Source organism: Caulobacter sp. GW821-FHT09H08, from assembly GCF_059415885.1.
The window spans coordinates 897,200-913,952 of record NZ_JBWKOC010000001.1; the positions used below are offsets into that span (position 1 = coordinate 897,200).

A 16,753-nucleotide genomic window follows, 5' to 3' on the forward strand; every position below is an offset into this window, starting at 1 on the left:
TCGTCTGGGCGCCGATAATTCAGAGCCTCCGCGACGACCTCTGCTGCACCGCAGCGTGAATGCTCGCCGTCGCCCATCCGGCATGACCCCCTAGCCCTACACCGCCCTCGGGAGCGGTTCGGTAGGGGATGGGCTTATGCAATCGGGTGTGGGGGCGCCGACCAGGCGTCAGCTTCTTTCGGCGATCGCCAAGGTCGGCGGGACAGCGGCGCTGTACCAGGCGATGACGACGCTGGGCCACGCGGCCGAGACCCAGTTCCATGGGCCGCCGAACCTGCAGGGCGCTCGGCCCGGCGCCTCGGTGATCGTTCTGGGCGCGGGGCTGGCTGGCATGCTGGCGGCGTTCGAGCTGACCAAGGCCGGCTACAAGGTCAAGATCCTAGAGTTCCAGAACCGCGCCGGCGGCCGCAACTGGTCGCTGCGGGGCGGGGACACCTATACGGAGCTGGGTGGGGCGACCCAGAAGGTCGGTTTCTCGGCCGGCAACTACCTGAACCCCGGCCCTTGGCGGATCCCGCACCACCACCGCACCCTGCTGCACTACTGCAAGCAGTTCGGGGTGGCCCTGGAGCCGTTCATCCAGTTCAACCACTCCGGCTGGGTGCACTCGTCCCAGGCCTTCGGCGGCAAGCCCGTGCGCTTCAACGCCGCCGCCGCCGACTTCGAGGGCAATATCGCCGAGCTGCTGGCCAAGTCGGTCAACGCCAAGGCGCTGGACGACACCGTCACCGCCGAGGACCGCGACAAGCTGCTGGAGGCCTTGAAGGGCTGGGGCATGCTGGACAAGGACTACAAGTACGCGGCGGGCTTGCGCGCCTCCTCGCACCGGGGCTTCGAGCGGCCGGGCGGCGGCGGGGTCAACGGCGCGCCGATCCCGTCCAAGGACCTCTATCCGCTGCACGACGTGCTGGACCCGCAGGTCTGGACCTCGATGGCCTTCTTCATGGGCTCGGAGATGCAGACGACCATGTTCCAGCCGGTGGGAGGCATGGACATGATCGGCAAGGCCTTCGCCAAGCAGGTCGAGAGCCTGATCACCTACGGCGCCAAGGTCAGCAGGATCGCCCAGGACGACAAGGGCGTGGTCGTGAGCTTCACGGATGTGGCGACCGGCAAGGCGACCGACGCCAAGGCCGACTGGTGCGTCTGTACGATCCCGCTGGGCATCCTGGGCCAGATGGACCTGCAGGTCACCGACGAGATGATGGCCGCCATCAAGGCCGTGCCCTATTCCGGCCAGGTCAAGATCGGCCTGGAGATGAAGCGCCGCTTCTGGGAGGAGGACGACTTCATCTACGGCGGCCACAGCTTCACCGACCAGGAGATCGCCCTGATCTCCTATCCCAACAACAACATGTTCAAGGACGGGCCAGCCGTGCTGCTAGGCGCCTTCGCCCGGGAGATGGGGGCCTATCGGCTGGCGGGGATGACGCCCGAGCAGCGGATCGAGGTCGCGCTGGCTCAAGGGTCGGTGCTGCACCCGGGGAGCTATCGCAAGGAGTTCGCGTCCGGCGCGTCGGTGGCCTGGAGCCGGGTGCCCTGGACCCTCGGCTGCTGCGCCCGCTGGAACGAGGAGACTCGGAAAGAGCACTACCAGACCCTGGTCGGCATGGACCGCCGGATCGTCCTGGCCGGCGAGCACGCCTCTTACGTCGGCTGCTGGATGGAGGGCGCGCTGCTGTCCTCCATCGACGCCATCACCCGTCTGCACAAGCGCGCGCTGGAGGCCTAGAGGATGAAGCGGTTCGTACTGATTGCGGCGCTCGTCGCCTCCCCGGCCATGGCCCAGACGCCGCCGAGCGGCGACACCGGCGGCGGTATCGTTCGCGCGCCCAAGCCGGTGACCGGCGAGCAGGTGTATGGCGCGGTCTGCCAAGCCTGCCACATGGCGGATGCCAAGGGCGCCAGTGGGGCGGGGACCATCCCCGCGCTGGCGAGCAATCCGAAGCTGGCCGGGGCGGCCTATCCGATCATGGTGGTGGCTGGCGGCAAGGGCGGCATGCCGGGGTTCAGCGGCACGTTGTCGAACGCCCAGATGGCCGAGGCGATCACCTATGTGCGGACGCACTTCGGCAATGCCTATGCGAAGCCGGTGACGGAGGCGGACGTGGCGAAGATCGCCAAACCGCCGCCGCCGGGGAGTCACTGATAAATCCTCCCCCCAGCGGGGGAGGTGGTCGCGAAGCGACCGGAGGGGGAACTTGTCCAGGCCCGGCTTCTTCCCCCTCCGTCGTCGCGGCGCGCCGACACCTCCCCCGCTAGGGGGAGGATTTTGTTGAGCGCCGCCGGCCTACTCCGCCCCCTCCACCACCGCCGCGATCGTGTCCAGCTGCCAGCGGATGCCGTGCTCGCGGCCGGCGGCGTCGTAGTAGCCGTCGATGAACGCGCCGACCTCGGTGACCACCAGGCGGGTCTTGTCGCCCTCCGCCCGGAACTCCATCGTCGCGACCGAGGCCGAAGCCAGCGGTTCGCCGTGGTGCATCCAGTAGGTGTAGACGATCCGCTCGTTGGGGATGATTTCCAGGTAGCGGTTGTAGAACCGGTGCGGCGGATCGCCGGGCGGGCCGCCGATGCTGTGCTCCTCGCCGCCGACGCGGAAGTCGAACTTCTGGTCGGGCGGACCCCATTCCTCGGGGCCCTTGAACCACTGCTTCTTCTTTTCCGGATCGGCGAAGGCGGCGAACACCCGGGCGGGCGAGGCGGCGTAGGTCCGCTCGACGGTGAAGGTGGCGTGGACGACGTTGCGTTCGGTCACAGGGCTGGCCGTCATTTCGTTTCCTCGTCTTCGGCGGCCAGGAAATCGCCCAGCCGGTCGAGGCGTCGCTCCCACTGGGTGCGCCTCTGGTTGATCCATTTTTCGGCGAGACTGAGAACGTCGGGGTTCATCCGGCAGGTGCGCACCCGGCCGACCTTCTCCGACGCCACGATCCCGCCCGCCTCCAGCATGGCCAGGTGCTGCATGACCGCCGGCAGCGACATGTCCAGCGGCCGAGCCAGTTCGCTCACCGAGGCGGGGCCTTGGCTGAGCCGCTCGACCATGCTCCGCCGCGCGGGGTCCGCGAGGGCCTGGAACATGAGGTCGAGCGAGGGCTGTTGGTTAGGCATGGGGTTAAGTATCGTTGGGCGATTTGTTAGTCAAGTAATTGCCTAACTATTGCAGCGAGCAAAATCCTCTCCTCCCCCAGAGGAGGAGGAGAGGGGTTTTGCGTGTTGCTAGGCCAGCTTCACCTTGCCATCGACCCGCCGCGCGATGCCGAGCGGGTTCTCTGTCCGCAGCTCGGCCGGCAGCAGGGCTTCCGGCAGGTTCTGGTAGCTGACCGGTCGCAGGAAACGCCCGATCGCCAACGTCCCGACCGAGGTCGCCTTGGCGTCGGAGGTCGCCGGGAACGGACCGCCATGGACCATGGCGTGGGCCACCTCCACCCCGGTGCCGAAGCCATTGACCAGGATGCGGCCGGCCTTCAGTTCCAGCGCCGGCAGCAGGGCGGCGGCGAGGGCGTGGTCGGCGTCCTCCAGGTGGAGGGCGATGGTCAGCTGGCCTTCCAGGGCTTCGATGACGGCCGCGAGCTCGGTCTCATCGGCGCAGCGCACCACGACCGAGGCGGCGCCGAAGACCTCCTCGTGCAGGTGCGGATTGGCCAGGAAGTCGGCGGCCTTGACGCTGAACAGGGCCGCGCGGCCGGTGTGGCTGCCGTCTGGGCCAGGGACGCCGCGCGCGACGGTCGTGACCTTGGCGTCCTCCGACAGGGCCGCGACGCCGTGGGCGAAGGCCTTGCAGATGCCGGGGGTCAGCATGACGGCGGCCGGAGCGGCCTCGACCGCCTTGCCGGCCGCTTCGACAAACGTGTCCAGCTCGGGGCCGTCGATGGCCAGGATCAGGCCGGGATTGGTGCAGAACTGGCCAGCGCCCAGGGTCAGGGCGGCCACGAAGTCCGGGGCGATCTTGCCGCCACGCGCCTGCAGGGCGGCGGGCAGCAGGATGACAGGGTTGATGCTGCTCATCTCGGCGTAGAACGGGATCGGCTCGGGCCGGCCCTGGGCGATGGCGGCCAGGGCGAGGCCCCCACGGCGCGAGCCGGTGAAGCCTGCGGCCTTGACGCGCGGATCGGCGACCAGGGCCTGGCTGACCTCGTAGCCGCTGTCGTGGATCAGCGAGAACACGCCCGGATGCAGGCCGACCGAGGCGACGGCGGCCTGGATGGCGCGGCCGACCAGCTCCGACGTCCCGGGGTGGGCCGGGTGGGCCTTGACGATGACCGGGCAGCCGGCCGCGAGCGCCGAGGCGGTGTCGCCGCCGGCCACCGAGAAGGCCAGCGGGAAGTTGCTCGCGCCGAACACGGCGACTGGGCCGAGCGGCACGTTGCGCAGGCGCAGGTCCGGACGCGGCAGCGGCTTGCGCTCGGGCAGGGCCGGGTCGATGCGGGCCTCCAGGAAGCCGCCGTCGCGCAGCACGCTGGCGAACAGGCGCAGCTGGCCGGTGGTGCGGGCGCGCTCGCCTTCGAGGCGGGCGCGGGGCAGGCCGGTCTCGGCCATGACGCGGACGATCAAATCGTCGCCGATGGCCTCGATGTGCTCGGCGATGGCTTCCAGGAAGGTGGCGCGGGTCTCGTAGGGCAAGGCGCGGTAGCTGGCGAAGGCCTCGGCGGCCAGGGCGGCGGCCTGATCCACGTCGGCCTTGGTCGCGCCGCCGAACGCGGGCTCCAGGGTCTCGCCGGTGGCGGGGTTCACGCCCTTGATCTCGCCGTTGGTCCCGAAGCGGCTTTCGCCGCCGATCAGAAGCTCGCCCGTCAGATGCACGTTCATCGTCCTTCGCACTGGTGTCGCGGGCCATATGGGCGCGCGTCCATGACAAGTCCAATGCGATTGCCGGATTGATCCATGGCGCCAAGGGGTGGTGCGGGATTCCTGTCGGTCAGGGCGCGGATTTGAGGGGAGATGTTCAAATCCTCCCCCTAGCGGGGGAGGTGGCGCGAAGCGCCGGAGGGGGTAGTTCTCCTGGCCCGGCCTCTTCCCCCTCCGTCGGCTGCGCCGACACCTCCCCCGCTGGGGGGAGGATCTTACAGCGACTGCCCGTCGTCGACCGTGAACACGCTGCCCGTCACCGCCCGCGCCGCGTCAGAGCACAGGTACAGCGCCGTGGCCGAGAGGTCGTCCTCCTCCATCAGCCGCCGCCTCGGGAAGCCGGCGACCAGCTTCTGACCGCCCTCGCTGTCGAACCAGTCGCTGTTCAGCTCGGTCTTGATGTAGCCGGGGCAGAGGACGTTGACGTTGATCCCCTTGCGGATCCACTCGCGGGCCAGGCCCTTGCCCAGCATGGCCGTGGCGGCCTTGGACGTGCAGTAGGCCACCAGGCCCGGCAGCACCTTGTGCGCGCCGATGGAGGCGACCAGCAGGATGCGGCCGTTCCCGCTCGTTTCCGAGCCGGCCTTGATCATCCGCCGCGCGCCCTCGCGGGCGGTCAGGAAGACGCCGCGGGTGTTGACGCCCATGACCTTGTCGAAGTCCTCGGCGGCGATGTCGAGCGCCATGCCCTGGATGCTGATGCCGGCGTTGGCGATCACCGCGTCCGGAGCGCCGAGCTTGTCTTCGATGGCGTCGTAGCCGGCGATAATCGAGGCCTCGTCCTCGACGTCCATGGCGAAGGCGCGGGCGGTCCCGCCGACCGCGTTGATCTCGGCGACCAGGGCTTCGAGCTTGTCGGCGCGGCGGGCGGCGACGGCGACCCGGGCCCCGGCGAGGGCGGCCTTGCGGGCCAGGTGGGCGCCGATGCCGGACGAGGCGCCGGTGATCAGCACGGTGCGGCCGGCGAGGCTCTGGTCGGTCATCTGGGCTCCCCTTGGTTGTCGCGGCGCACCCTGTCGGCGTCGGACGCGCCTGTCGAGCCGCCCCTGGCGTCAGGCACGGGGATTGGGCGGCGCGAATACTCTGAATTGGTGAGATGGAAGGTCATGAATTCAACAGCTTGTCACTTTTATGCGCCGCTGAATCATCCGCGCCCGCTGGCGCCGTATCTTTGTGTCATGGCCGGAAGAAGCGACGAGGCGCAGGGCTGGAGCGAGACGCTGCAGGCCCGCCTCAAGGTGAAGATGGACAAGCTCATCGACGCCTTCGAGACCAGCACGGACAACGCCGAGAAGGCGCAGATCGAGAAGGACGCCCGGACCTGCGGCGTCTTCGCCCGCTCCGCGAAGGCCATCGAGACGATGGTCCCCGAGCCGGCCGCGGAGAAGTCCAAGACCAAGCCCGCCGCCGACGAGGCGGCCAATGACGACGAGGCCTCCATGCATGACGGCATCCCCGACGATCCCGAAGAGATTCAGGCCGCTCTTGGCGCCCGGTTCGATCGCTTCGCTGAGCTCCTCGAGCTCAAGCGTCGAGCGGAACTGGCTGACGGCGGCGACGATGCTCTTGGAGAAGGAGGATCAGCGGCGCCTGCTTAGCGCGGTCCTGGGCGATCCGCTGATCCACCAGATGACGCCGCGCAACGACGCCTGGTCGACGTGGCTGATGCTGGGCGGACGCGGCGCGGGCAAGACCTTCGCGGGCGCGCGCTGGATCACCCTGAATGCCCTGGCCTATCCGAATCTGGCCTTGATCGGACCCACGCTGCACGACGTGCGCGAGGTGATGATCGAGGGGCCGTCGGGGCTGAAGGCGATGGGCGGCCCGCTGTTCCGTCCCCGCTGGGAAGCCTCGCGGCGGCGGCTGGTCTGGCCCAATGGCGCGACGGCCTATGCGTTCTCGGCCGAGGATCCCGACAGCCTGCGCGGGCCGCAGTTCCATGCGGCCTGGGCGGACGAGTTCTGCGCCTGGCCCAAGCCGGCCGAGACCCTGGCCATGCTGCGGTTCGGGCTCCGGCTGGGGCAGGACCCGAGGCTGGTGGTGACCTCGACGCCGAGGCCGATCCGGGCGTTGAAGGCCCTGATGGCCGAGGCGGGCGTGGCGCTGACCCGTGCGGGCGCCAGCGCCAATGCCAGCAACCTGGCGCCGGCGTTCCTGCGGACGCTGGAGAGCCTCTACGGCGGCACGCGTCTGGCGGCGCAGGAGCTGGACGGGATCATCGTCGAGACCGACGGCGGGCTGTTCCGCGCCGAGGATCTGGCGCGGTGTCGGGCCGCGCAGCCGGCGCGCTTCGACCGCGTGGTCGTGGCGGTGGACCCGCCGGCGACCGCGACGGGCGACGCGTGCGGGATCGTGGTCGTCGGGCGCCGGGACGACCGGGCGTTCGTGCTGGCCGACGAGACGGCGCGAGGCTTGTCTCCGGCGGGCTGGGCGAAGAAGGCCGTGGCCGCCGCGCGGGCTTGGAGCGCCGACGCCTTGGTGGCCGAAGCCAACCAGGGCGGCGACATGGTGCGCGCGGTGCTGGCCCAGGCCGATCCGCCGTGCCCGGTGAAACTGGTGCGGGCGTCGGTGGGCAAGCGGGCGCGGGCCGAGCCGGTGGCGGCTCTGTACGAACAGGGCCGCGTGCTCCACTGCGGCGCGTTCGCGGCGCTGGAGGAGGAACTGATGGCGCTCGGCTCGGGGGATCTGGAACACAGTCCGGACCGGGCGGATGCGCTGGTGTGGGCGGTGAGCGAGTTGATGCTGGGCGGGACGCGAAAGCCGAGGTTGCGCAGTCTCTAGATCCTCCCCCAAGCGGGGGAGGTGGCCGAAGGCCGCTCAGTAGAAGTAGCTCTCCTCCCCCTCTGGGGGAGGGGGACCGCCGAACGGCGGTGGAGGGGCCCTGAGTTGTTCAACCGCCACAAACTCTCGGATCTGGGACAGCGCGCCATCAATGGACGCCATCACGTCGTTAGCGGGAATGCGAAGCGTCCGCACGCCGTGGCTCGCCAGCCAGCGATCTCGCGCCAGGTCGCGCTCAGGCCTGTCATTGATGCAGTGCGCGTAGCCGTCGACTTCCACCGCCAGCTTTAGCGAAGGACAGTAGAAGTCCAGCACGCAGCGACCCATCGGGTGTTGCCGCCTGAACTTCAGACCATCGAGGCCGGAGCGTCTAAGGGCCGACCAGAGCCGAGCCTCGGGCGGGGACATTTCTCGCCGGAGGCGGCGAGCGGTGGTCACGGTTTCTCTCGGCGTCTCCAAGTGCGCGTCCCTTTCCTCACAGGGCCCCTCCACCGGCGTTCGCCGGTCCCCCTCCCCCAGAGGGGGAGGAGAGGGGTCTTCGGTGCTCGCAACTCTACATTGTTCTTCTTTTGTTCTCAATCCTCTCGGGAGCAACCATGCCCCTCTTCAAACCTCGTCCGCCCCAAGGGCCTCGCGAGTTCAAGGACTCCCGCGCCGCGCGCCTCATCGCCCTCACCACGGGCGGTCGGCCGCAGTGGACGCCGCGCGACTACGCGGCCCTCGCGGCCGAAGGGTTCGCCAGGAATCCCGTCGCCTATCGCTGCGTGCGGCTGATCGCCGAGGCGGCGGCCGCCACGCCGCTAGCGGTGTTCGTCGAGGGCCGCCGGGCAGACGATCATCCGCTGAAGAAACTCCTCGACCGACCCAATCCCGAACAGGGCGGGCCGGACCTGATGGAGCAGTTCTTCGGCGGCCTGCAGGTGGCCGGCAACGCCTATCTGGAGGCGGCGGGAGAGGCTCAACCGAGCGAACTCTACGCCCTTCGCCCCGACCGAATGACGGTCGTGCCGGGGCCGCGCGGATGGCCGCTGGCGTACGACTACCAGGCAGCGGGGCGCACGGTGCGGATCGCCCGCGACGCCGACGGCTGGCTGCCGGTGCTGCACCTGAAGCTCTTCAACCCGACCAACGATCACTACGGCTTCTCGCCGCTCGAAGCGGCCGCCTTCGCGATCGACGTGCACAATGCGTCGAGCGCCTGGAACAAGGCGCTGCTGGACAACTCGGCGCGGCCGTCTGGGGCGCTGGTCTATTCGAGCAAGGACGCCGGCGACCGCCTCTCCGACGAGCAGTTCGACCGGCTGAAGACCGAGCTGGCCAACGCCCATTCAGGGACCGCCAACGCGGGCCGGCCGCTGCTGCTGGAGGGCGGGCTGGACTGGCGGGCGATGTCGCTGTCGCCGGCCGAGATGGACTTCACCGAGGGCAAGCACGGGGCGGCGCGCGAGATCGCCCTGGCGTTCGGCGTGCCCCCGCAACTGCTGGGCATTCCGGGCGACAACACCTACGCCAACTACCGCGAGGCCAACGCCGCGTTCTGGCGCGGGACCGTCGCGCCGCTGGCCGAGCGGGCGGCGCGGGCCCTGACCGGGTGGCTGGGGGTCAAGTTCCCTGGCGCGCGAATCGCGCCCGACCTGGACGCCGTCCCCGCCCTGTCGGCCGAGCGCGACGCGCTGTGGAGCCGCTTGCAGGCGGCGAGCTTCCTTACCGACGCCGAGCGGCGGCGGCTGGCGGGGCTGGAGCATTGAGCGCGCCGGTGGATCGCTGGCGGTTCGATCGCCAGGTGTCGCTGGGCCTCTGCGTCACCGTCTTCCTGCAGGCCGCCGCCGCCCTGATGTGGGCCGGTCGCGCCTCGGCCCGGATCGACGACATGCAGCGGCGGCTCGACGTCCAGGCCCCGGTGGCCGAGCGCCTGGCGCGGCTGGAGACCCAGGCCGACGCGACGCGGCAGAGCCTGCTGCGGATCGAGGCCAAGCTGGAGCGCGCCCATGACTGACGATCTGAAGATCGAGGGCTACGCCTCGCTGTTCTGGACGCGCGACCTCAACGACGACGTCACGGCGGCGGGCGCCTTCGCCGAGAGCCTGGCGGCCGGCGGTCCGGTTTCGATGCTGCACCAGCACGACGAGGCCGAGCCGGTCGGCGTCTGGGACGAGGTGGTCGAGGACGCCAAGGGGCTGTTCGTGCGCGGGCGCATCCTGCGGACGACGCCGCGCGGGCGGCTGGTCGCGGCCCTGGTCGAGGCGGGGGCGCTGGATGGGCTGTCCATCGGCTTCCGGCAGGTGAAGGCGCGGACGCAGGGGCGCCTGCGGGTGCTCAGCCGCGTGGAGCTTTGGGAGGTGTCGATCGTGACGTTCCCGATGCTGCCCGGCGCTCGCCTGCGAGTCGTCTCACCTTGATGAGCTTCTTGCCGGGCGCGCCGTAGTAGGGATCGACCGAGCGACGCCCCTTGGTGTCTTCGACGGTGACGGTGAAGTGGCGGCCGTAGACGGCGTCGATGCCAAACCGTGCGGTCAGAACCGTGAATGCGGATTTCTCCGCGCCATGTCGTTCGCAGAGACCTTCGAGCGCTTTGGAATACTCTCGCACCGCCTCGGCCAGGACCGCCGAGACGGGCGCTCCGCTGGTTTCTCCCGAAAGAAAGTCAACAACGACGATGCCTTCCGGGCCTGCTGACGCTTCGGCGAAAATGTCGACCTGATAGTAGCCGATCATCAGGCAGATGCCGCTGGCCAACGAGTCCGCGATGTTGTGGCCAATCGATTTCAGGTCGTTGAATTTCATCCGCACAACCTAGGCCATGCCAGGCAGGCGCTCCAGCGTCTGGGCGCTGTGTGATCCCAGCGGCAATGCCGTGACCCTTTGGATGCCATCCCAGTCTCGACAGACGGTGACTAGCTAGCCGTCTTCGCCGCGCTGAGCAGTCGCCACGAGCACATCGTGGAAGGCGTCATCTACTGCGCGTAGGTCGGCCCAGGCCGGCGACAGATGCACCTGCTGCTTGGCCTCGGCGAGGCTCAGGCCCCGGTGTCGAACCAGGGCGCCGGCCGTCCCGACCTTGGAAAGGCCCGCTTCACGCAGGACGGCGATCGCCCCGTCGAGGTCGTCGGGCAGTCGGGCCAGCAAGGCGGGATCGAGCGGAGGCAGGGACATGCCTCGCCACCCTAACACCAGCCTTTCGATTTCCCCGCCCTCGTCGTGAGGGCGGGCCTCTCTGGAGATCCCCATGAAGGAAACCAAACACGCGGCCTCGCCCGAGGCTCGCGCGGCGCTGGCGGACGTCCTGACGGCGTTCGAGAGCTTCAAGGCCGCCAACGACACCCGCCTGTCGGCCATCGAGACCAAGCGGGCCGACGTGCTGCTGGAGGAGAAGGTCGGGCGCATCGACGAGGCTGTCGGCCGCGCTCAGGACCGTCTCGATCGGCTGATGTCGGACCTGCGCAGGCCCTCGCTTTCGGCGGATACGCCGCTGGCGCGGGTGGACGAGCGCAAGGCCGCCTTCGACCACTATGTGAAGACCGGCGAGACGGCCTTGAGCCTGCTGGAAGCCAAGGGCCTGTCGGAAGGCACGGCCACGGCCGGCGGCTATGTCGCGCCGCCGGAGCTGGAGCGGCTGATCCTGCGCCGCCTGGCGGCGACCAGCGTCATGCGCGAGATCTGCCAGGTCCGCACCATCGGCTCGGGCAGCTTCCGCAAGCCGGTGTCGCCGACGGGCCTGGCCGCCGCCTGGGTGGCCGAGACCGCCGCGCGGCCCGAGACCACGGCGCCGACGCTGGACGTCATCGACTTCCCGGCCGGCGAGCTCTACGCCAGCCCGGCCGCGACCCAGGCGCTGCTGGACGACGCCTATGTCAGCATCGACGAGTGGTTGGCGGAAGAAGTGCAGGACGCCTTCGCCGCCCAGGAGACCACGGCCTTCGTGACCGGCGACGGGGTCAACAAGCCCAAGGGCCTGCTGGCCTACACCGCCGCGCCGGACGCGTCGTACACGTGGGGCCAGGTCGGCTATCTGGCCACGGGCGTCGCGGGCGCCTGGCCGGCCAGCAACCCGACCGACAAGCTGATCGACCTGATCTACGCGGCCAAGACCCAGTACCGCCAGAACGGCCGCTTCGTCATGAACCGCCGCACGGTCAGCGCGGTGCGCAAGTTCAAGGACGCACAGGGCAACTACATCTGGAACGCGGCCCTGCAGCCGGGCCAGTCGGCGAGCCTGCTCGGCTTCCCGGTCACCGAGATCGAGGCCATGCCCGATGTCGGCGCCAATGCCTGCGCGCTGGCGTTCGGCGACTTCGAGAAGGGCTACCTGATCGTCGACCGCGCCGGCGTGCGCGTGCTGCGCGACCCGTATTCGGCCAAGCCGCACGTGCTGTTCTACACGACCAAGCGCGTCGGCGGCGGGGTGCAGAACTTCGACGCGGTGAAGCTGCTGAAGTTCGCGGCCAGCTAGTTCGGCCTTAGCGCCCCCTCCGTCTCGCTGCGTATCCGCAGCGATCCACCTCCCCCGTTTCTCGGGGGAGGATGAACGTCCCCCATCCTCCCTTGCGAAGCGGGGGAGGTGGCGCGGCGCGAATACGCGCCGTGACGGAGGGGGCGTCCCTTTCCCGAAAGAAAATCCCCCATGCCCCAATCCCTCACCCTGGCCGAGGCCAGGGCGTTCCTGCGCGCGCCTGAAGGTTCGGAGGACGCGCTGCTGACGCTGCTGATCGACGCCGCCGAGGCGCGGGTCGCGGCGGCGGTCGGCGTCACGCTGGTTCCGGCCAGCCCCGCGCCGCTGCGGCTGGCCGTGCTGATCCTCGCCGCCCACGCCTACGAGCATCGCCACGCCGGAGAACCGTCGCTGCGGCTGGTCGAGCCGTGGCTGGCGCCGTTCCGGGAGGCGCGGCTGTGAGTGATAAGCCTCTGATCGACGCCCTGGTCGCGCTGCTGAAGGCGACGCCCGCCGTCACCGCGATCGCCGGCCAGCGGATCTATGGCGTCTCGCCGCGCCTGCCGACCTTTCCGTGCGTCGTCGTCACCCGGTCGGAGAACAAGCCGTTCGGCGGTTCTCTTGACGGGGAAGGGGGCGGCGAGGGGACCGAGCACCTGCTGACCCTGACCTGCGCCAGCCGCTTCGGCGGACCGGAGGAGGCCCGCGCCCTGGTCGCGGCCGTGCGGGCGGCGCTGCACGACGCGCGGCCGGCCGTGACGAGCCGGCGGCTCGTCAACCTGCGGGTTCCCTATGCCGACGTGTTCACCGGCGCGGACCGCGAAACCATCCTGGGCGTCGTCCGCGTGCGGGCGGTGACCGAAGCTTCCTGACACGGAGAACCGCCATGGCCGCTCAAGCCGGCAAGGACATCCTGCTGAAGATCAGCGACGGGGCCTCGGGCTTCGTCAGCGTCGCGGGCCTGCGCGCCCGGACGATCAGCCTTAACGCCAAGACCGTCGACGCCACGGACAGCGACAGCGCCGGGCGCTGGCGGGAGCTGCTGGCCGGAGCCGGCGTGCGCTCGGTGGCCGTGTCGGGCTCCGGCGTGTTCCGCGACGCGGAGTCGGACGCGCAGGTGCGGACCAGCTTCTTCGAACAGTCGGCGCGGACATGGCGACTGGTCGTGCCGGACTTCGGGCAGCTGGAGGGGCCGTTCCTGGTGGCGGCGCTGGAATATGCCGGCGAGCACGATGGCGAGGCGGCGTTCGCGCTAAGCCTGGCGTCGGCCGGCGCCGTGAGCTTCACGGCAATCTGATGCTGCCGCCCAATCCCGCGCGCGGCGAAGTCGTCGTCACCCTGGCCGGCGCGCCGCGTCGCCTGTGCCTGACGCTCGGCGCGTTGGCTCGCATCGAGGCCGTCCTGGGTCTCTCCGACTGGTCACAACTGCCCGACCGCATCGCCACGCTCAGCGCCCAGGACCTCGCCGCCGTGCTGGCCGCCCTGCTGGACGGTGGGGGCGAGCCGCCGGAGGTCGCCGCGCGGGCCACCGTGCCCGAGGCCGCCAGCGCCCTGGCCGCCGCCCTGGCGGCCTGTGCGTGAGCGGTTGGGGCGATGTGCTGCGCCTGGCTGTCCGCCTGGGCCTGGCGCCTGACGCGTTCTGGCGACTGTCGCTGAAGGAGTGGCGCGCGCTGACCGAAACGCCGGCCACGCCGGTGCTGTCGCGGGCGGGTCTGGCGGACCTGATCGCCCGCTATCCCGACGAGGAGATCCGATGAGTTTCGACGTGAACGCCCCTGGGGATGGCCTGTCCGCCGTACCTGTCCGCGCCGCCGAGGCGGCCGCCTCGCTGGAGGCTTTGAAGGCGCCCGCCGAACGGGCCGCGCGCTCGATCGACGACGCCTTCGCCCGCGCCGGGGCTTCGCTGATGCGCTCCCTGGCCCGCGCGGCCTCGGACGGCCAGGTGTCGCTGGCCGAGCTGGCGCGGGCGGTGCTGGGCGCGGCGGGAGCGGCCCTGAAGGGCGGCGGGCTGACGGAAGCGCTGTCGAAGGGCTTTTCCGGGGCTCGCGCCGATGGCGGTCCGGTCTTACCGGGCGGGGCCTATCTGGTTGGCGAGCGTGGGCCGGAGGTCTTTCGACCGAACGGCGCCGGGAGCATCGAGCCCGTCGGAAACGCCGGGGTGTCGGTGACGGTCAATGTTCAAGGTGGGGAGGCGTCGGGCCTGATCCGCTCCGACGCCCAACTCGCCCAGGCGCTGGCCCGGGCGGTCAGTCTGGGGGCGCGGCGCCTTTAGAGCGCCACGGCTTCGGTGTTCGGCGGTTGCGGGCCGTACTTGTTGTCGCCCGCCTGGCCGACGCTGCAGCCGACCCACAGGGTGAAGGCCAGCCAGATGGCGAAGCAGAGGAAGATCGACATGGCCAGGCCGCCCAGGCTGGCCAGCGCCGCCACTTCGGGCTCGCCGCCCTGGACCGCGGCCATGATCGCCGAGATGCCGACGGAGACGCCGGCGCCGAACACCAGCGAGGGACCCACGACCCACGGCAGCACCTGCCACCAGCCGGTCTGACCCATGTCGTGCAGGCGCTTGGTATGCACGCAGACGCTGGAATAGATCACCACCAGCATCAGCACGTGTCCGACCACCGGAATGACGTTCAGCACCGCGCTGGCGCCCAGCAGGCAGAGCCAGCCGATCCAGAACGCCTGGCGGCCGATGCGGCCTTCCGGCGAGAGGAACAGGGTCTTCCAATCCATTTCGGTCTCCAATCTCGGACCCATAACTACGGCCCGACGACCCGCGCAAGAAGTGAAAAGCGGGTCATGACGCAGACTTAATCGGTTTCGGCGCCGATCCGCACTGTCCGACGGCGCCGCCACGAACCTTTCCGTGAACTTCTTCCATGAGGGATCGCCATGAGCGAGTTCCATGAGGCGCGCCTGCCCGCGCGCCTGGCGTTCGGCTGCACCGGCGGGATCGAGCGGCGAACGGAGGTGGTCGGCCTGGCTTCGGGCTTTGAGCGCCGCAGCACCCCGTGGGCGCTGGGCCGCCGCCGCTACCTGATCGCCACGGCCGTGCGGCCGCTGGACGAGGCGGCGCAGCTGGTCGCGTTCTTCGAAGCGCGGCGGGGGCGGCTGGCGGGGTTCCGCTTCCGCGATCCGGCCGACTTCAAATCGTGCGCGCCCTCGGGCCAGCCGACGGCGGGCGACCAGGCGCTGGGGACTGGCGACGGCGCCCGCAAGGTGTTCGCCCTGGCCAAGACCTATGGCGCCGGCCCCGAGGCGGTGGTTCGGCCGATCGCCAAGCCCGTGGCCGGGACGGTGAAGATCGCCGTGGCCGGCGTCGCGCTGGCGGGGGCGGCCTTCTCGGTCGATGTGACCACGGGCCTAGTCACCCTGAACGCGGCCCCGGCGGCTGGCGCGGCGGTGACGGCGGGCTTCGAGTTCGACACGCCGGTGCGGTTCGACCTGGATCGGCTGGACGTGACGATGGAGGGCTTCGCCGCCGCCCGCGTGGCCGCCTGCGCTCTGGTCGAGGTGCGGGTCTGATGCGCGCGCTTCCCGAGGATTTCAACGACGGGCGGCTGGCCCATGCGTGGATCGTCACGCGAGCGGATGGCGAGCGGCTGGGCTTCACGGATCACGACCGCGACCTGGTGGTCGAGGACGCCCTCTGCCGGGCGAGCGCCGGCTGGAGCCTGGGCGCGTCCGAGACGGCGATCGGCTACGCGCCGGGGCAGGCGGCGGCCCTGGGCGTGCTGGACGAGGCGGGGATCACCGAAGCCGACCTGGCGGGCGGGCTCTATGACGGCGCCAAGGTCGAGGCCCTGCGCGTCGACTGGACCGCGCCCGGCAAGGTCGTGCGGCTGTGGACCGCGACCATCGCGTCGGTCGCGCGGGAGGGCGAGGCGTTCAAGGCGACCCTGGCCGGGCCGCTGGAGCAGCTGGAGCGGATGGCGGGGCGGACCTTTACCCGGCTGTGCGACGCGCGGTTCGGGGACGCGCGGTGCGGGGTGGACGTGGCGGCGTTTCCGGACGCGCGTTGCGACAAGCGCTGGAAGACCTGTGTCGGGACGTTCGGCAATGGCGTGAACTTTCGCGGCTTTCCGACCGCGCCAGGCGAGGATTTCCTGACGCTGTATCCGGTCGAGGGCGAGCGGAATGACGGCGGGCGTCGATGAAGGCGGCTGTCGGTATCTGCTCCCCCGCTGGGGGAGCTGTCGCGGAGCGACTGAGGGGGCTAGTGGGGCCTAGGTCGAGCTGCCCCCTCCGGCCCTCTGGGCCACCTCCCCCAGAGGGGGAGGAGATTCTCGTTCATGCCCGCCGCTGGCTCGGCACCCCCTATCGGCATCAGGCGTCCGCCCTGGGCGCGGGGTGCGACTGCCTGGGCCTCGTCAGGGGCGTCTGGCGGGCGTTGCGCGGCGTCGAGCCCGAATCTCCGCCGCCGTATCGGCCCGACTGGGCGGAGATCGGCGGGCGCGAGCTGCTGCTCGAGGCGTTCGGCCGCTGGCTGGTTCCCATCCCACTTGAAGACGCCCGGCCCGGCGACGTCCTGGTTTTCCGCATGGCCCCCGGGGCGGTCGCCAAGCACTGCGCGATCCAGTCCGGTCCCGACCGCATGATCCACGCCTATTGGGGCCGGGCCTGCGTCGAGAGCGCCCTGGGGCGCTGGTGGCGCGAGCGGCTGGTCGCGGCTTTCCGTTTTCCTGAATTCTGAGGAGGCCG

23 protein-coding genes and 4 pseudogenes are annotated in these 16,753 nt (G+C 70.4%); 17 read left to right on the forward strand and 10 right to left on the reverse strand.

The annotated features are described in order from the left end of the window. Window positions 1-136 precede the first annotated feature (136 nt). The 3 genes and pseudogenes from AC07NN_RS04385 to AC07NN_RS04395 all read left to right on the forward strand — a co-directional run. Window positions 137-1,732 (forward strand): flavin monoamine oxidase family protein, encoded by a 1,596-nt coding sequence (locus AC07NN_RS04385; protein WP_494637900.1) that lies wholly within the window; start codon window positions 137-139, stop codon window positions 1,730-1,732. Between the two features lie 3 nt (window positions 1,733-1,735). Further along, window positions 1,736-2,149, forward strand: a complete 414-nt coding sequence (locus AC07NN_RS04390) for a c-type cytochrome (RefSeq protein WP_494637901.1) — start codon at window positions 1,736-1,738, stop codon at window positions 2,147-2,149. Window position 2,150: 1 nt separating this feature from the next. Further along, window positions 2,151-2,259 (forward strand): annotated as a pseudogene (locus tag AC07NN_RS04395) (NlpC/P60 family protein); the annotation flags it as partial. Window positions 2,260-2,290: 31 nt separating this feature from the next. On the opposite strand, the gene AC07NN_RS04400 reads toward AC07NN_RS04395, so the two are convergent. The 4 genes from AC07NN_RS04400 to AC07NN_RS04415 all read right to left on the reverse strand — a co-directional run bounded on the left by AC07NN_RS04400 (window position 2,291) and on the right by AC07NN_RS04415 (window position 5,825). Continuing rightward, window positions 2,291-2,770, reverse strand: coding sequence for an SRPBCC family protein (locus AC07NN_RS04400; protein ID WP_494637902.1), 480 nt, complete (start codon window positions 2,768-2,770; stop codon window positions 2,291-2,293). Then, window positions 2,767-3,105 (reverse strand): ArsR/SmtB family transcription factor, encoded by a 339-nt coding sequence (locus AC07NN_RS04405; protein WP_494637903.1) that lies wholly within the window; start codon window positions 3,103-3,105, stop codon window positions 2,767-2,769. The genes AC07NN_RS04400 and AC07NN_RS04405 overlap by 4 nt, the downstream gene beginning before the upstream one ends. Window positions 3,106-3,213: 108 nt before the next feature. Next, on the reverse strand, window positions 3,214-4,803 hold the full coding sequence (locus AC07NN_RS04410; protein ID WP_494637904.1) for an aldehyde dehydrogenase (NADP(+)): 1,590 nt from the start codon (window positions 4,801-4,803) through the stop codon (window positions 3,214-3,216). A gap of 254 nt (window positions 4,804-5,057) precedes the next feature. Beyond that, window positions 5,058-5,825, reverse strand: a complete 768-nt coding sequence (locus tag AC07NN_RS04415; RefSeq protein ID WP_494637905.1) for an SDR family NAD(P)-dependent oxidoreductase — start codon at window positions 5,823-5,825, stop codon at window positions 5,058-5,060. A 439-nt stretch (window positions 5,826-6,264) separates the two neighbouring features. Here AC07NN_RS04415 and AC07NN_RS04420 point away from each other — a divergent pair, with 439 nt between their 5' ends. Next, window positions 6,265-7,623, forward strand: coding sequence for a DNA-packaging protein (locus AC07NN_RS04420; protein WP_494637906.1), 1,359 nt, complete (start codon window positions 6,265-6,267; stop codon window positions 7,621-7,623). Here the strand turns inward: AC07NN_RS04420 and AC07NN_RS04425 are convergent. Both AC07NN_RS04425 and AC07NN_RS04430 read right to left on the reverse strand, forming a co-directional pair. Further along, on the reverse strand, window positions 7,620-7,736 hold the full coding sequence (locus tag AC07NN_RS04425) for a hypothetical protein (protein WP_494637907.1): 117 nt from the start codon (window positions 7,734-7,736) through the stop codon (window positions 7,620-7,622). The two genes, AC07NN_RS04420 and AC07NN_RS04425, sit on opposite strands and share 4 nt — an antisense overlap. Window positions 7,737-7,800: 64 nt before the next feature. Next, window positions 7,801-8,031 (reverse strand): annotated as a pseudogene (locus AC07NN_RS04430) (endonuclease domain-containing protein); the annotation flags it as partial. A 22-nt stretch (window positions 8,032-8,053) separates the two neighbouring features. On the opposite strand from AC07NN_RS04430, the pseudogene AC07NN_RS04435 reads away from it, so the two are divergent. The 3 genes and pseudogenes from AC07NN_RS04435 (at window position 8,054) to AC07NN_RS04445 (ending at window position 10,022) form a co-directional block, all read left to right on the forward strand. Beyond that, window positions 8,054-9,371, forward strand: a pseudogene (locus AC07NN_RS04435) (phage portal protein). After that, window positions 9,368-9,619, forward strand: coding sequence for a hypothetical protein (locus tag AC07NN_RS04440; RefSeq protein WP_494637908.1), 252 nt, complete (start codon window positions 9,368-9,370; stop codon window positions 9,617-9,619). Before AC07NN_RS04435 ends, AC07NN_RS04440 begins: the two are co-directional and overlap by 4 nt. Then, window positions 9,612-10,022 carry an HK97 family phage prohead protease gene (locus AC07NN_RS04445; protein WP_494637909.1) on the forward strand — a complete coding sequence of 137 codons (411 nt, stop codon included), beginning with the start codon at window positions 9,612-9,614 and terminating at the stop codon, window positions 10,020-10,022. The genes AC07NN_RS04440 and AC07NN_RS04445 overlap by 8 nt, the downstream gene beginning before the upstream one ends. Here the strand turns inward: AC07NN_RS04445 and AC07NN_RS04450 are convergent. Together AC07NN_RS04450 and AC07NN_RS04455 are read right to left on the reverse strand one after the other, a co-directional pair. Then, the gene (locus AC07NN_RS04450; protein WP_494637910.1) at window positions 9,940-10,407 is read right to left on the reverse strand and encodes a hypothetical protein; all 468 of its coding nucleotides are present in this window, start codon (window positions 10,405-10,407) and stop codon (window positions 9,940-9,942) included. The genes AC07NN_RS04445 and AC07NN_RS04450 overlap by 83 nt on opposite strands. A gap of 114 nt (window positions 10,408-10,521) precedes the next feature. Beyond that, the gene (locus tag AC07NN_RS04455) at window positions 10,522-10,776 is read right to left on the reverse strand and encodes a hypothetical protein (protein WP_494637911.1); all 255 of its coding nucleotides are present in this window, start codon (window positions 10,774-10,776) and stop codon (window positions 10,522-10,524) included. Window positions 10,777-10,849: 73 nt separating this feature from the next. Here AC07NN_RS04455 and AC07NN_RS04460 point away from each other — a divergent pair, with 73 nt between their 5' ends. Further along, a complete protein-coding gene (locus tag AC07NN_RS04460; RefSeq protein ID WP_494637912.1) occupies window positions 10,850-12,073 on the forward strand; it encodes a phage major capsid protein in 1,224 nt (407 codons plus the stop codon). 75 nt (window positions 12,074-12,148) lie between these two features. On the opposite strand, the pseudogene AC07NN_RS04465 reads toward AC07NN_RS04460, so the two are convergent. Next, window positions 12,149-12,223, reverse strand: a pseudogene (locus tag AC07NN_RS04465) (hypothetical protein); the annotation flags it as partial. A 21-nt stretch (window positions 12,224-12,244) separates the two neighbouring features. Here AC07NN_RS04465 and AC07NN_RS04470 point away from each other — a divergent pair. Genes AC07NN_RS04470 through AC07NN_RS04495 form a run of 6 tightly spaced genes read left to right on the forward strand, consistent with a single transcriptional unit; the run spans window position 12,245 to window position 14,324 of the window. Continuing rightward, window positions 12,245-12,514, forward strand: coding sequence for a head-tail connector protein (locus AC07NN_RS04470; RefSeq protein ID WP_494637913.1), 270 nt, complete (start codon window positions 12,245-12,247; stop codon window positions 12,512-12,514). After that, window positions 12,511-12,924, forward strand: a complete 414-nt coding sequence (locus AC07NN_RS04475) for a DUF3168 domain-containing protein (RefSeq protein WP_494637914.1) — start codon at window positions 12,511-12,513, stop codon at window positions 12,922-12,924. Before AC07NN_RS04470 ends, AC07NN_RS04475 begins: the two co-directional genes overlap by 4 nt. A gap of 14 nt (window positions 12,925-12,938) precedes the next feature. After that, window positions 12,939-13,349 carry a phage major tail protein, TP901-1 family gene (locus tag AC07NN_RS04480; RefSeq protein WP_494637915.1) on the forward strand — a complete coding sequence of 137 codons (411 nt, stop codon included), beginning with the start codon at window positions 12,939-12,941 and terminating at the stop codon, window positions 13,347-13,349. Then, window positions 13,349-13,633, forward strand: coding sequence for a GTA-gp10 family protein (locus tag AC07NN_RS04485; RefSeq protein WP_494637916.1), 285 nt, complete (start codon window positions 13,349-13,351; stop codon window positions 13,631-13,633). Before AC07NN_RS04480 ends, AC07NN_RS04485 begins: the two co-directional genes overlap by 1 nt. After that, entirely contained in the window at window positions 13,630-13,809 is a 180-nt protein-coding gene (locus tag AC07NN_RS04490) for a phage tail assembly chaperone (protein ID WP_494637917.1), read from the forward strand. Before AC07NN_RS04485 ends, AC07NN_RS04490 begins: the two co-directional genes overlap by 4 nt. Beyond that, on the forward strand, window positions 13,806-14,324 hold the full coding sequence (locus AC07NN_RS04495) for a phage tail tape measure protein (RefSeq protein WP_494637918.1): 519 nt from the start codon (window positions 13,806-13,808) through the stop codon (window positions 14,322-14,324). The genes AC07NN_RS04490 and AC07NN_RS04495 overlap by 4 nt, the downstream gene beginning before the upstream one ends. On the opposite strand, the gene AC07NN_RS04500 is transcribed toward AC07NN_RS04495, so the two are convergent. Next, entirely contained in the window at window positions 14,321-14,785 is a 465-nt protein-coding gene (locus AC07NN_RS04500) for a DUF805 domain-containing protein (protein WP_494637919.1), read from the reverse strand. The two genes, AC07NN_RS04495 and AC07NN_RS04500, sit on opposite strands and share 4 nt — an antisense overlap. Window positions 14,786-14,944: 159 nt before the next feature. On the opposite strand from AC07NN_RS04500, the gene AC07NN_RS04505 reads away from it, so the two are divergent. From AC07NN_RS04505 to AC07NN_RS04515, 3 genes are read left to right on the forward strand one after another with little or no spacing between them, the layout of a single operon-like run. After that, the gene (locus AC07NN_RS04505) at window positions 14,945-15,577 is read left to right on the forward strand and encodes a phage distal tail protein, Rcc01695 family (RefSeq protein ID WP_494637920.1); all 633 of its coding nucleotides are present in this window, start codon (window positions 14,945-14,947) and stop codon (window positions 15,575-15,577) included. Beyond that, entirely contained in the window at window positions 15,577-16,209 is a 633-nt protein-coding gene (locus AC07NN_RS04510) for a phage/gene transfer agent baseplate hub protein (RefSeq protein WP_494637921.1), read from the forward strand. The genes AC07NN_RS04505 and AC07NN_RS04510 overlap by 1 nt, the downstream gene beginning before the upstream one ends. Before the next feature lie 14 nt (window positions 16,210-16,223). Further along, window positions 16,224-16,745, forward strand: a complete 522-nt coding sequence (locus AC07NN_RS04515) for a C40 family peptidase (RefSeq protein WP_494638201.1) — start codon at window positions 16,224-16,226, stop codon at window positions 16,743-16,745. The last annotated feature ends 8 nt before the right edge of the window (window positions 16,746-16,753 follow it).

Bases quoted from the DNA above. Each gene is read 5' to 3' on its own strand.
- AC07NN_RS04385 (WP_494637900.1), top strand. From the start codon at position 137: ATGCAATCGGGTGTGGGGGCGCCGACCAGGCGTCAGCTTCTTTCGGCG.
- AC07NN_RS04460 (WP_494637912.1), top strand. From the start codon at position 10,850: ATGAAGGAAACCAAACACGCGGCCTCGCCCGAGGCTCGCGCGGCGCTG.
- AC07NN_RS04390 (WP_494637901.1), top strand. From the start codon at position 1,736: ATGAAGCGGTTCGTACTGATTGCGGCGCTCGTCGCCTCCCCGGCCATG.
- AC07NN_RS04410 (WP_494637904.1), bottom strand. From the start codon at position 4,803: ATGAACGTGCATCTGACGGGCGAGCTTCTGATCGGCGGCGAAAGCCGC.
- AC07NN_RS04405 (WP_494637903.1), bottom strand. From the start codon at position 3,105: ATGCCTAACCAACAGCCCTCGCTCGACCTCATGTTCCAGGCCCTCGCG.
- AC07NN_RS04500 (WP_494637919.1), bottom strand. From the start codon at position 14,785: ATGGATTGGAAGACCCTGTTCCTCTCGCCGGAAGGCCGCATCGGCCGC.
- AC07NN_RS04445 (WP_494637909.1), top strand. From the start codon at position 9,612: ATGACTGACGATCTGAAGATCGAGGGCTACGCCTCGCTGTTCTGGACG.
- AC07NN_RS04480 (WP_494637915.1), top strand. From the start codon at position 12,939: ATGGCCGCTCAAGCCGGCAAGGACATCCTGCTGAAGATCAGCGACGGG.
- AC07NN_RS04400 (WP_494637902.1), bottom strand. From the start codon at position 2,770: ATGACGGCCAGCCCTGTGACCGAACGCAACGTCGTCCACGCCACCTTC.
- AC07NN_RS04455 (WP_494637911.1), bottom strand. From the start codon at position 10,776: ATGTCCCTGCCTCCGCTCGATCCCGCCTTGCTGGCCCGACTGCCCGAC.
- AC07NN_RS04420 (WP_494637906.1), top strand. From the start codon at position 6,265: ATGACGACGAGGCCTCCATGCATGACGGCATCCCCGACGATCCCGAAG.
- AC07NN_RS04415 (WP_494637905.1), bottom strand. From the start codon at position 5,825: ATGACCGACCAGAGCCTCGCCGGCCGCACCGTGCTGATCACCGGCGCC.
- AC07NN_RS04450 (WP_494637910.1), bottom strand. From the start codon at position 10,407: ATGAAATTCAACGACCTGAAATCGATTGGCCACAACATCGCGGACTCG.
- AC07NN_RS04485 (WP_494637916.1), top strand. From the start codon at position 13,349: ATGCTGCCGCCCAATCCCGCGCGCGGCGAAGTCGTCGTCACCCTGGCC.
- AC07NN_RS04505 (WP_494637920.1), top strand. From the start codon at position 14,945: ATGAGCGAGTTCCATGAGGCGCGCCTGCCCGCGCGCCTGGCGTTCGGC.
- AC07NN_RS04470 (WP_494637913.1), top strand. From the start codon at position 12,245: ATGCCCCAATCCCTCACCCTGGCCGAGGCCAGGGCGTTCCTGCGCGCG.
- AC07NN_RS04495 (WP_494637918.1), top strand. From the start codon at position 13,806: ATGAGTTTCGACGTGAACGCCCCTGGGGATGGCCTGTCCGCCGTACCT.
- AC07NN_RS04510 (WP_494637921.1), top strand. From the start codon at position 15,577: ATGCGCGCGCTTCCCGAGGATTTCAACGACGGGCGGCTGGCCCATGCG.